This is a genomic window from Limnospira sp. PMC 289.06, assembly GCF_032350395.1.
In the GTDB taxonomy this organism is placed as follows: Bacteria; Cyanobacteriota; Cyanobacteriia; order Cyanobacteriales; family Microcoleaceae; genus Limnospira; species Limnospira platensis.
Genome location: NZ_JARPLC010000058.1, coordinates 16424 through 29195, shown reverse-complemented (window position 1 = coordinate 29195; position 12772 = coordinate 16424). Strand labels below are relative to the sequence as shown.

Below are 12772 nucleotides of genomic sequence, written 5' to 3'. Positions count from 1 at the left end.
CCTTTTAGGCTCTCAAGTGGCAGGATGTACCTGCACAGTAGTGAAAAGTGTAAGCGCATACCTTTAAGGGGAAAGGATGTGACTGAAAGCCAATGCCTAACTGTAATGGTTAGGATATGCCCACTAGTCACGGTGTGGATATAGAGACTGCGACAATTAGGAGTGTTTACGACGATAGCGAGTTTAAAGACTACGATGTTGTATTTAGCTCTAAAAGTTGAAGTCACAAAGCAGGAAGTTGTTACCCTGTTCCCGATGTCAAAAGGGGTATCCACATCAGGAGCCGTGTGATGTGAAAGTATCAAGCACGGTTTTGTATTGGAGTTGGGGAAGGCGACTTCCCTTTCGACCATAACCAGGTTAACAGTACCGCTCATAATAAAGCTCGGCGTTAAATTGTCGATAGGAGGGCAGCCGTGCCGACCAGCCAAGACCAAAAAATAATCGCTATCTTTATGGAAGAGGCGGGAGAACGCCTCGAAGAACTTAGTACGGGGTTGAAGGATCTGCCAAAAATTATGGCCTCCTCCGATCGCGAACCGATGATTACTATGTACAGAGCGGCGCACTCGATTAAGGGAGCCTCGGCTATGTTAACGCAACAGATGCCGAGTTTAGCCAGTATTAATAAGGTATCTAAACGACTTGAAGATTGTTTTAAGTCGGTTAAAGACACTCCCATCAAAGCTGATACCAAGGTTGTTACACTGTCAAACAAGTGTTATGAGGTACTCAAGAACCTGATTCAAAGGGCACAAAGTCCGTCTGGTTTATCTGTGGAAATGGGGGAAAAAATTGCTACGGCTGCCCTTCCGGTGTATGATATGCTGGAGAAGCATCTGGCGGATTTGATGAGTGGTAAGGCAGCGCCTGCAGTGGCGGCAGCTTCGTCTGGAGGAAGTAAACCTGTACCTTCGGCGGTGGCTAAGGTGACGGCGGTTCTGAAACCGATGTTACAAGGATTGAGCAAACCGGAATCTCCGGCGCTACGGAAACAAATAGCGGGGCTGTGTGGTCATTTGCAAAAAATTGCGCCGGGAGTGGAACCTTGGCAAAATTTGGTGAAAACTACCCATGGCGCGATCGCTAATCCTAGGGCTCCTTTTCCGCTTCTGAAAAATACGGTAATTAAGGAACTTCAGCAGGCGGCGAAACTCCTGGAAGCGGGAAAAGCTGATGCTATAGCGCCCAGTGATGCTCTAGTTAAACTGGGAAGTAGCCAAGGGGCGGCTCCGGCGACTGCTAAGGAAATTACGATACCAGCAGATCCGAAGGAAGTGGTGAAGGTGTTACTGAAGACTTTCAACAAAAAAGAACTTCAGGCGATCGCTCAATTGTTGATCAAGCACATCAAATCCTGATTTCGATTCTAAGTCGAATTATCCAAGCGATCGCTGATGGCTACTTCCACCTGTCGAGGTAAATTAGCGATCGCCACAGAAACTTTGTCCTGTAACTCATTTAACTGTTGCTGTTGGAGGGCTCCCCATTGGGGTAGTTGATTGATAAACTGCTGTAAATCGACAATCACATGGGTTAAACTCTCGACTTGTTCTAACTCAGGTCGCTGCTGGAACTTTCGCACCACCAATTCCAACTCTCCCTGAATGGCATCGATCGCCTGTTCGAGGGCGTTTTGGCGCTCTAAAATATTCTGGAGAGTACCATTAAGGGTAGTTAAGTTATCGGTGAGCGCCGCCATGTCTAAATTAGCGGTAGATTTTAGGGTGTTGATATTAGCAGAAACAGCATTAGCCTCAGCAATATGATGTAACTGTTCGATCGCCTGAGTGTTCAAGTCAACATTAGCTTTGACATTGAAAGTAAGCGATCGCATATATTGCTTTAACAGATAGCGGTTAACTAGACCAATAGCTAGAAAAATCAATAGGGGAATGCCGCCATATAATAGCGATCGGCCGGTGAAAGTTGCCACAGTTCCCACCACAGTCACGGCTAAACCGACATATTCAGCTATTTCTAGTAGATTACGGTAATTCAACATTCTGTTAATTGAGACTATTACTTTGCAAAATCATCCGAGCTAAATTCAAATATATTAACACCCCCAACACATCAACGGCGGTGGTAATAAACGGCGCAGACATCAAAGTTGGGTCTAATTTGAGCGACCGGAACAAAAAAGGCAAAGCCGAACCGGCTACAGAAGCCAACATGGAAATCGCCAATAAACTCATACCAACTGCGATCGCCACTGCTATTTGACCGGGGACAATAAATACACTAGCCCATATAGTCGCCAAAGTCCCCAAAACTAGACCCAGTAAAGCACCCGCCATAGCCTCCCGCCGAATTACCTGGAAAGATCCCAAAGACCAAATTTCATCGGTATTCATCCCCCGAATTACCACAGTGGAAGACTGAGCGCCGACATTTCCCCCGGTTCCGGTCAATAGGGGGATAAAAAACGATAAGGCCACCACGTCTTGGAGAATATCTCTCTGGGTCTTGAGAATAGAGGCGGTAATACTATTGGTCACTAACAATACTAACAGCCAGACCACCCGGCGGCGGGCTACTGTGAGTAAACTTACCTGAAAATAGTTATCTCCGTCCGCCTGTAAGCCACCCAAGGCGTAGATATCTTTGGTGGTTTCCTTCTCGAGGATATCCAAGATATCATCCACGGTGATAATTCCCACGAGTCGCTTTTCACTATCGACCACAGGAACTGCTAGGAAATCATATCGCTTAATGATGCGCGCGACTTCTTCTTGGTCTGTATCGGTTTGTACAGAGACAAAATCTCGGCTGAGGATTTCACCCACGGTTTGATTTAACTGAGCGGTTACTAAGTCCCGCAGGGAGAGAATACCAATTAAATGGCGATCGGAGTCGGTAACATACAAAGAATAGACGGTTTCGGTAACATGGGCTAAACTGCGAATACGCTCCAAACTCTCACCTACGGTGTACTCTTCCTTGAGGGAAATGTATTCAGGGGTCATAATTCGCCCGGCTGTGTCAGCCTCATAACCTAGTAACAAGGCTGTGGCTTGGCGTTCAGATAGACTCAGTTCGGCAACTAAGCGACGCACTACGGCGGCGGGTAATTCGTCAAATAGCCTAGCGCGATCGTCCGGGGACATTTTATCGACAATATCTATCACTTCCTGGCGTTTGAATTTTTCGCACAATGACTGCTGAACGCTAGAGTCGAGTTGCTCATAAACCTTGATCGCCTCATCTTTCGATAATAGGCGAAAGGCAATGACCTGCATGGTTTCGGGTAATCCCTCAATGGCTTCGGCAATGTCTGCTGGTTGGACTGGAACTAAAATAGCCTTGGCAGTTTGCAGATCTCGGCGTTCTAACAATACTTGTAGTTGCGATCGGACTAATTCCCTCAGTTCTTTACGCGACATGGTAGACAGGGGAACGGATGGTTGAGGGTTTTCAGTCAAGGGATGATCTCCAAAACTGCTACTGAATCTTAACTTAATTCTCCTATTGTCTGTTAGAAACAGCTTTACATACAAGTTGTCTGATCTCAAAGGGCTAATCCCATAGTTCCCCCCATTTTTGATATCTTAATCACTGCCACATCCTGAAAGTCTGTCTTTGGGTATACAGTGCCATGGAAATTTGGGTATACAATTTTATCAAAAACTGAGTGCCATAATGCGGCTGTGCCCATATCACATAAATAATTCGGAAACCCAAATCTTAGTATTTTTTTAACATTTGGTGTACAATCGCCAAGAGTAGCTTCTCATACACCTATTGCATCTCGGAATCTGACTCATCCTAGGGGTCTGCTGATTGGGTCTAGCTGAACCGAGAAACGTTACAGGGTTCGGTCAGTCGTCGTTTACGGAACAAAATTAGTGGCTATGAATGATTTGGATGCCTATAGGGGGCAGTTAGTTCCTCAACTCCATATTGATGAGAGTGTTGTGGCTGGGGGTGGTTCTTGTGGTGAGCATGATTCTGCACAGAATTTGAGCTTACCGATGATAGAACACTTAAAGTTATTGGCGACAGCGGTTTGCTCTGCTGAGGACTCTGTGGTGATTACTAGCGCCAATCTGGAATTTCCTGGACCTGAAATTGTGTTTGTCAATAAAGCATTTACCAGAATGACTGGTTATGGTCCCACAGAGGCGATCGGTCAAACTCCCAGAATTTTGCAAGGAGAAAAAACAGATCGCACGATTTTGGAAAGGATGAAACTGGATCTGAAAGCTGGAGGGGTCTTTTATGGTCAGACAATTAACTATCGCAAGGATGGAAGGGAATTTGTCAATGAGTGGCATATTGAACCTATATATAACGATCGCCAAGAGATAACCCACTATTTAGCTATTCAAAGAGATGTGACTGAACGACAAAATCAACAGAATCGCCTCATCTACGAGGCTAACCATGATAGCCTAACGGGTCTATATAACCGAGGCTACTTTAGAACTGAACTTCAGAAAGCCATAGACCGCACACAAGACTCTCAAGACTATTTGTTTGGTCTGTTGTTTATGGATCTTGACCGCTTTAAATTGATTAATGATAGCTTTGGACATCAAGCGGGAGATCAACTACTGATTGAAATTGGCGATCGTCTACAAAGCTGTATCCGTCCCCAAGATATTCTATCTCGGTGGGGAGGAGATGAATTTGCGATTCTGATTGATGATATCCAAGACCTATCTGAAATTTCTCAACTCACTCATAAAATTCAACAGACAATCAAAAAACCTATTCTGCTCGGGGAAGAGAACCTCGAAACTGTTACCAGTCTTAGTATTGGTATCGCTCTGAGTAGTATGGGGTATAATTGCAGCGAGGATATGCTCCGAGATGCTGATACGGCTTTATATAGAGCGAAAGAGCGAGGGAAGGGAAGTTATGCAATTTTTACCCAAGCTATGCACCACCAAGTCCGACAGCAACTACAGCTAGAAACGGATTTGCGTTATGCTCTCAAACGTCAGGAATTGATACTCAACTATCAGCCAATTATCTCGATGACAACTAATCGGATTGTGGGTTGTGAAGCCTTGCTTAGGTGGGAACATAAAACTTTGGGCTGGGTTTCTCCGGCTAAATTTATTCCTATTGCTGAAGAAACTGGGTTAATTTGTCCCCTGGGAGATTGGGTAATTGAACAGGCTTGTATTCAAGCTAAACAATGGGAATCTATTTATCAAGATTTACCACCATTTATTAGTGTTAATCTGGCGACTAAACAACTAACACAGCCGGGAATTGTCGAGAAAATTCAGGAAATATTAGAAGCGACTAAATGCTCTCCTGAATTGATTAAGTTTGAACTGACAGAAACGGCGATCGCTGAATCGACAGAAGTGGCGGTTACTACTCTCCGAAAAATTAAAGATTTGGGGATTAGATTATGTATAGATGATTTCGGAACCGGACATTCCTCCCTCAGTCGCCTCTCATGTTTTCCTATTGATACCCTGAAAATAGACCGCTCTTTTATTAAGGGTATCAATGCTTCGGAACATCAAACTAAAATTGCCTATGCTATTGTGAAGCTGGCTCAATCCCTAGGAATGGAAACTATTGCTGAAGGGATTGAAAACTTGGAACAATTTTGTCAACTAAAATCTTGGGGATGCGAACTGGCTCAAGGGTTTTTGATGGCTGAACCTATAGCCTCAGAAACTTTCCAAGAAGTTCTTAACCAAAACTTGATTTACCCCATGGAGTGCTAATGACCGCTGAACTAATTGTTAATAACTATCCTGAAGATTTATTCAACGCCTATCAAACGGCGATCGCTGAGTTACGTTTACTCAAAAATGAACTTCGTCAAACTCAGCAAGAATATGCGGAACTGCAAAATATTATCGATCGCACTAACCCGGTTAGTATGATTGATAAACATGGGACGGTTTTAGATGCTAACCTACCTTTTATTGAGATGTGGGGTAAGTCTTGGGAACAGGTGATTAATCACCCTCACCCTTTGTTTGAATCCCCTTATTATTCCCCTACTTTTTGGGAAGAATTATGGTCAGTGGTTAATCAAGGTAATATTTGGGAAGGAGAAATTCAACATCATATTGCTAACGGACAACACATTTGGGTAAAAACAACTATTGTTCCTGTGGAAGCATCATCGGGATTATGTCCTTATCGCTATTGGGTAATTACCAATAAAGATGACACTCAACCGCAGATAGAACAACAACTGCTACAGTTATCCTGGGTTGCTACTCAGACTGATAATGCTGTAATTATTTGTGATTGTGATGGTTATATTGAGTGGGTTAATACCGGATTTGTAACTATTACTGGATATTTCTTTGATGAGGTACAAGGTCGCAAGCCTGGTTCGTTTTTGCCGGGTGCTGACACTAACCCAGATACTATCTTGGAGATTGCTAACGCACTCAAACAACATCAACCTTATCAAGGGGAAATCCTGAACTATAGACGCAATGGAGAAGCCTATTGGCTGTCTATAAGTATTACTCCTGTTTTTGATAAATGGGGAAATTTGACTAAGTTTATTGCTGTGGAAAGTGATATCACTGAACGCCAAAAAATTGCCTCGGCTTGGAGAGAAAGTGAGGTGAGAAATCGCAGCCTGATTGAGGCTATTCCTGATTTGATATTTAGGATAAATTCTCAGGGAGTAATTCTTGACTACTTCCCGGCTAAAAATTCCCCCAATCCCGGTTTACCACCAAATATTGTGGGACAGACAATTGATGCCGTTTTTTCTCAAGATTTGGCTGAATGGACGCGCCATTATTTAACTCAAACCCTCAATACTAGACAAATTCAGCAGGGGGAATATGTGCTATCGGTTTCGGGTAGCTATCACCATTATGAAGCGCGTTATGTCCCTAGTGGTGATGATCAGGTCTTGGCGATTGTTAGGGATATTAGCGATCGCAAAGCTATGGAAGTTAGCCTCAGACTTGAACAGATACAACAACGCCATAAAGCGATCGAGTTATCCCAAACCATACAAGAATTAAAACGCACCCAAACACAATTAATTCAGGCTGAGAAAATGTCCGGCTTAGGACAAATGGTGGCAGGGGTGGCCCATGAAATCAATAATCCTTTAGGGTTTATACATGGGAATTTGATGCACCTAGAAACCTGCACTCAAGATTTAATTGAACTGGTGAAATTATATCATAAAAACTACCCTCAACCTGTTGAGGAAATTATTAATTTTGCCCAAGAAATTGATTTGCAGTTTATGCTTGATGATTTACCTCATGCTTTGGATTCAATGAAGTTGGGAACTACTCGGATTCAAGATATTGTTGTCTCTTTAAGAAACTTTTCTCGCCTCGATGAAGCTACCCGCAAGGCTGTAGATTTACATGAGGGTATCGAAAGCACTTTACTGATTTTACAAGGTCGCATCAAAATGCACCCAGGTTCGGAAATTCAAATTCTTAAAGATTATGGAGAATTGCCTAAGTTGGAATGCTATCCTAGTCAATTGAATCAGGTATTTATGAATATATTGGCTAATGCGATCGATGCTTTAGCAACTCAACCAGATCCTGGTATAATTACCATCAAAACTACAGTGGAAAAAGCTAATTTTCCCGACCAACTAGACTCTATTGTTATTAAAATTGCTGATAATGGTCCGGGAATTTCTGAATCTATCCAAAGACAGATTTTTAATCCATTTTTTACGACTAAGCCTGTGGGTCAAGGGACGGGTTTGGGATTGTCTATTTCTCATCAAATTGTAGTTGAAAATCACGGCGGAAAATTAGAGTGCAATTCGCAGGTAGGTAGCGGTACAGAATTTGTGATTACCCTCAGCATACCTGAACAGCAAAAATCTGTTACTCATTAATTTCTAGGAAATACTAAATTTTTGTGAAATTTCAGGGAATTGACCATAATTTTCCTATAATGGATAATTAGACTTTTTAGACCTGATTTGGTTATGCAATATTACTTCACTGGCTTTATTGTTATTTTCTTCCTGGTTTGCTATGGCTACAGTTACGTTATTGTGAAATTGGCTAAGGATCGCGGCGACCAATTTTTGCTTTATGGAATGCTGGGGGGTTTATTTGGGTTTATGGCTTTTTGTGCGGCGGCGGTTCCCTTTTTGCATTGGATATTTGACTAACAAATAGGAGTCGATTAAATGCCACAATGGCGGGTGGGGTGTTATAGTTTTTATGGTGAATTACACGGCGATCGCACTCAGCCTATAATTTTGCTATTACATGGCTTTATGGGAAATTGCCGAGACTTTGACCCGGCTATACCCTCCCTTTCTCAGCATTTCTCCTGCTTAACTATTGATTTACCAGGACAAGGAAAAACTCAGGTATTAGCAGGAGATGAAGCCTATCAAATACCAGCGATCGCCTCCGGTTTAATTGGTCTTTTGGATTACCTGAAAATTGATAATTGTGTCCTGATTGGATATTCTATGGGAGGTCGTTTAGGACTCTATTTGATTTTACACTATCCCACACGATTTAAGCAAGCAATTCTGGAATCAGCATCACCAGGACTGAAAACGGAAATTGAGCGATCGCAGCGGCGTTTATCAGATAATCAAATAGCCAATAAACTACAAAATAGTAACTTTCAAGACTTCCTCAACTGGTGGTATAGTTTACCCCTATTTACATCCTTTAAAAACTCGCCCAATTTTGATAAAATTATAGGCGATCGTCTCAAAAATAACCCTACAGAATTAGCGAAAATACTCATAAATTCGGGAACCGGAACCCAGCCACCACTCTGGGATAAGTTATCTCAAAATCAGATACCTTTACTATTATTAGTGGGAGAATTTGACCATAAATTTCAACAAATTAACCGAGAAATTACGGATTTATGTACCTTCGCAACCATAAAAATAGTTCCCGGCTGTGGTCATAACATCCACGGCGAAAATCCCCAAATTTGGGTAGACTTAATCCTTGACTTTATTTCCTAAATATGACAATCTTTAACAAACCCTTAAATAACCAGGTATGAAAACTATTGCTGTTTACCATAATAAAGGTGGAGTAGGTAAAACCACCATAGCCATTAACCTAGCCGCCTGTTTACAAAAACAAGGTCACAAAATACTACTTATCGATTTAGACTCTCAAGCCAACTCCACCTTTGCGACTGGCTTAATGAAATTTTTATTTGTGGAAGATGATGATTTAAGAGATCGCAATGTTTCCCATGTTATCGAATCAGGTGATTATCACTTTATTCCTGATGTCGTCAGAAAAACCGACGGATTTAATCAACCCGAAATTGATGTAATACCCTCCCATATTAACTTAATTGAAAAGCAATATAAACTCAACCAAGTTGCATCTAATAAAACCCGTTTAGTCACCAAGCTAAGGCGAGTTAAAGAAGATTATGATATCGTGATTATTGATACTCCTCCCTCGCGGGATATTTATGCAGAAATTGCCTTAATTGCGGCGGATTATTTAATAATCCCATCAGACCTGAAACCCTTTGCTAATCAAGGATTACCTACGGTTTTAGAATTTATTGGTCAAATTGATGAATTTCGTGCCTTAATTGGTAAAAATGATTTGGCAATTTTGGGGATATTGCCATCTAAAATATCCACCAATTCGCGATTTTTTAATTATGTCTTCCCCAAGCAAAAAGAATCCCTGTTAAATTCCCATAATGTACCGATTATGAATAGCATAATCTTTGAAAGAACAGTTTTGTCTCAATGTACCAACCAGACTATAACTATGGGAGATTTAGAGATACCGGACCCCCAATCTGTGCTAGAATTTGCGCCAGATTCACCAGCAGCGATGGAATTTGTACAGTTGACAGAGGAAGTTTTAGAAAAGTTAGGTAAATAAATCATGATCAGATTTTCTTTGGTGGATGTTAAAAGCATTAATTCTCATGTACCTCGGTCTAATTTTTCCGAATCTGAATTAGAGGAGTTAGCCGATAAAATTTTAGAATGTGGGGGAATTATTAAACCCTTAATCCTGAAAATGCAAGGGTTAGAAAATTATCAAGTTATTTCAGGTAATTTAGAATATTATGCGGCGGTGAAAGCTAGGGAAAAAGACCCCCGCAAAGCTGAGATGGTTAATGCTTTTGTGATTGCTGACAAACATGAAGCTAAGGTATTAAAACAGGTGGAGTTAATTGAGCGTTTTACGGTAACTCCTAGCTTGGTAAATAATCAGATAGGGGAAACTGTAACATTAACGACATCTCCATCTCCTCATTTAGAGTCTCGGTTAAATAATCTTGAACAACGACTAGAAACCTATGTGAGTCAAATTCAGCAGGAATTGAGGGATTATCAACAACAAAATGAACGGCGATTTAAAGCTATAGAATCTCCCCAACCTTCCCCAATGAGAGAGTCAGAGTCGCCAAATCAACCCATTATTAACCCTCTCGATTTATTCAATAGTTTGACTCAGGAGGAGTTATTGAGGCGATTAAATCGGGCTAATATTAGTAATTCTAAAAACTTAGCTAAAGGTATTTGTGAAGCGAGGGAAAAACTGGGTAAATTTATCAATTATCAACAAGTGATTGCTAATGTTAAGGGTTTAGCAGACAAAACTATGATTAAAATTATTGATGCTTGGTCTAGTTAAATGCAATTCAATGACTATCAAATTTAAGTTTAATAAATACTCCCGTAGATTTAAACAGCCTTTAAAAACTCATCACGGACTCTGGGGGGTTAGGGAAGGGATTATTATTGAGTTAATGGACGAAAAGGGTAAAGTTGGCTGGGGAGAAATTGCGCCTCTTAGTTGGTTTGGGTCGGAAACTCTCAGGGAGGCTATGGATTTTTGTGAAAGTCTACCTGGGATAATTACAGAAAATCTGATTTTTTCGATTCCTATGAGTCTCCCAGCTTGTCAGTTTGGCTTGGAGTCGGCTTTAACTCAATTACAGGGAAATGATGAGGAAATACCTAAGCTAGAAAATAGCGGACTGCTTCCTACAGGAAAAGCGGGTTTATCTGCTTGGAAAGATTTAGTTAATAGGGGATATACAACTCTCAAGTGGAAAATCGGGGTTGATAGCATTGATAATGAGTTGAATTGGTTGGAGATATTAGCCAGCCAAATGAGTGAAATTCAAGGGTTATCGCTGCGACTCGATGCGAATGGTGGGTTAAATTTTGCGGAAAGCGATCGCTTGTTAGATATTTGTGATAGAATAAGCCTGGGAGATACTAGCTTTAAAATAGAGTTTTTAGAGCAACCTCTAGGTGTTAATGAGTTAGAGGGAATGTTAGCCTTAACTAAAGGTCATTTAACCTCCATAGCCTTAGATGAATCTGTCGCGACCCTCACCCAAATCAATCAATGTTATCAACAAGGTTGGCGAGGTATTTTTGTGATAAAACCTGCTATAGTAGGTTCCCCAAAGCAGTTAAGGAAATTATATCATACCCTAGGGATTGATGGGGTATTTTCTTCGGTATTTGAAACCGAAATCGGTCAAAAAGCGTCACTACAATTAGCCGCAGAATTATGTCAATCTCATCGCGCGGTAGGATTTGGTATTAATCACTGGTTTGTCGATACTGACTAACTAAAAAATAATTAATCATCCCATAATTATCACATTTTAAACATATTTACCCTCACACAATTCCTCAAGCATATCAACAAGTTTAACTGCATTTTGATAGTATACTCTAATTATTACTGCTGTTTGTAACGCACAACTGTTACATTTTTTATTGTACATTTTTAAAAGCATTGATAGCTTGTTCGAGACGCTTTTCTACAGTTGATTTCTCGGTAGTACGGGAACTGTTGACAGTTACATCCAAGAAATTTTGACTTTTAAAAAGATTTTGATAATTAGTATCGAGTGATTCTTTATCCTTAATAGAACCCTTTTCTAATCGGCGAGCCAAACCCACCATAATACAGTCAAAAACTGCTGCATTAATCTGATTTTTAGGTTTAAAAGCTCGAACCCCCCAAATGTCATAAGCAGTTTCAATAGTGCGAATAAAAGCTAGTTGAATTTCTGATTTATCATACCTATGAAGATGGCGATTTTTACCAATAAAATCATTTAAGAAACCTTTCATCGGTTTTTGATAGTTATCACCCTCAAAATATAGAGCCAGAAAACGCAAAATCATTTCCTGATCTCGCATACGTTTATCAGGTTTTGGGGAACCATATATATCTCGCCAATACTGATGATAATTAAGTTCTGCTAATAAATTATTAAACTCTCCGTGATAGATACAGGCGCGAATTTCTTGAGGTTTTAATTGTTGACCACCAGTATTAAGTCGCTCAAAAATATAGTAAATACTGCTATTATCATCTGAGGGTTCATCCTGTTTAACAATGGTAGCAGGTATAATGGAATCATCGAGTCTACGTCTATCCTCTTCCGAGAGAGTTTGATAAGTTAATCCGTCAAACTTATGAGCTACTTTGGTTAAGGAAAATTCCTTTTGATTAGGTTCAAAAACACCATCATAAAAGTATTGAATAGTCTTTAACCTTTGTTGACCATCAATAACTAGAAGTTTTTGAGTATCTTGTTCTTTAGCGAGAAAAATTCCCGGTACTGGTAGACCCAATAACAGGGACTCAATAAAACGAGATGCTTCTCTATGGTCCCAGACATATCCTCGTTGAAATGTGGGTACATATATGCTGCCATTTTTCATCCGTTTAACTAAACTATCAACGGGATAATCAGCACCATAACTGGTTATTGAATACTTAAAGGTAAGTAGTTCTTCGTCACTATCTTCTAAATTGTGGCTGGGATTTTTTGGCATATCTAATTAGCGATATAT

The 12772-nt window shown here is 40.7% G+C and carries 11 protein-coding genes; 8 read left to right on the top strand and 3 right to left on the bottom strand.

The annotated features are described in order from the left end of the window. Nucleotides 1–416: 416 nt before the first annotated feature. Entirely contained in the window at nt 417–1361 is a 945-nt protein-coding gene (locus P5674_RS13410) for an Hpt domain-containing protein (RefSeq protein ID WP_006619410.1), read from the top strand. Nucleotides 1362–1369: 8 nt separating this feature from the next. Here the strand turns inward: P5674_RS13410 and P5674_RS13405 are convergent, their stop codons facing one another. Both P5674_RS13405 and mgtE read right to left on the bottom strand, forming a co-directional pair. Further along, on the bottom strand, nt 1370–2005 hold the full coding sequence (locus P5674_RS13405) for a hypothetical protein (RefSeq protein WP_006619409.1): 636 nt from the start codon (nt 2003–2005) through the stop codon (nt 1370–1372). Between the two features lie 4 nt (nt 2006–2009). Further along, nucleotides 2010–3386 (bottom strand): magnesium transporter, encoded by a 1377-nt coding sequence (gene mgtE / locus P5674_RS13400; protein WP_126277524.1) that lies wholly within the window; start codon nt 3384–3386, stop codon nt 2010–2012. Between the two features lie 468 nt (nt 3387–3854). Here mgtE and P5674_RS13395 point away from each other — a divergent pair, with 468 nt between their 5' ends. The 7 genes from P5674_RS13395 to P5674_RS13365 all read left to right on the top strand — a co-directional run bounded on the left by P5674_RS13395 (nt 3855) and on the right by P5674_RS13365 (nt 11532). Further along, nucleotides 3855–5693 (top strand): putative bifunctional diguanylate cyclase/phosphodiesterase, encoded by a 1839-nt coding sequence (locus P5674_RS13395; RefSeq protein ID WP_014276361.1) that lies wholly within the window; start codon nt 3855–3857, stop codon nt 5691–5693. Continuing rightward, nucleotides 5693–7816, top strand: coding sequence for a PAS domain-containing protein (locus P5674_RS13390; RefSeq protein ID WP_006619406.1), 2124 nt, complete (start codon nt 5693–5695; stop codon nt 7814–7816). The genes P5674_RS13395 and P5674_RS13390 overlap by 1 nt, the downstream gene beginning before the upstream one ends. A 93-nt stretch (nt 7817–7909) precedes the next feature. Then, nucleotides 7910–8098 (top strand): hypothetical protein, encoded by a 189-nt coding sequence (locus P5674_RS13385; RefSeq protein WP_006619405.1) that lies wholly within the window; start codon nt 7910–7912, stop codon nt 8096–8098. 18 nt (nt 8099–8116) lie between these two features. Beyond that, entirely contained in the window at nt 8117–8923 is an 807-nt protein-coding gene (gene menH / locus P5674_RS13380; protein WP_315670037.1) for a 2-succinyl-6-hydroxy-2,4-cyclohexadiene-1-carboxylate synthase, read from the top strand. Between the two features lie 37 nt (nt 8924–8960). Next, on the top strand, nt 8961–9818 hold the full coding sequence (locus P5674_RS13375) for a ParA family protein (protein WP_152088447.1): 858 nt from the start codon (nt 8961–8963) through the stop codon (nt 9816–9818). Between the two features lie 3 nt (nt 9819–9821). Next, complete coding sequence (locus P5674_RS13370) at nt 9822–10580, top strand: ParB N-terminal domain-containing protein (protein WP_006619402.1); 759 nt, start codon at nt 9822–9824, stop codon at nt 10578–10580. 10 nt (nt 10581–10590) lie between these two features. Beyond that, the gene (locus tag P5674_RS13365; RefSeq protein WP_152088449.1) at nt 10591–11532 is read left to right on the top strand and encodes an o-succinylbenzoate synthase; all 942 of its coding nucleotides are present in this window, start codon (nt 10591–10593) and stop codon (nt 11530–11532) included. 148 nt (nt 11533–11680) lie between these two features. Here the strand turns inward: P5674_RS13365 and P5674_RS13360 are convergent, their stop codons facing one another. Continuing rightward, a complete protein-coding gene (locus tag P5674_RS13360; RefSeq protein ID WP_006619400.1) occupies nt 11681–12754 on the bottom strand; it encodes a DUF262 domain-containing protein in 1074 nt (357 codons plus the stop codon). Between the last annotated feature and the right edge of the window lie 18 nt (nt 12755–12772).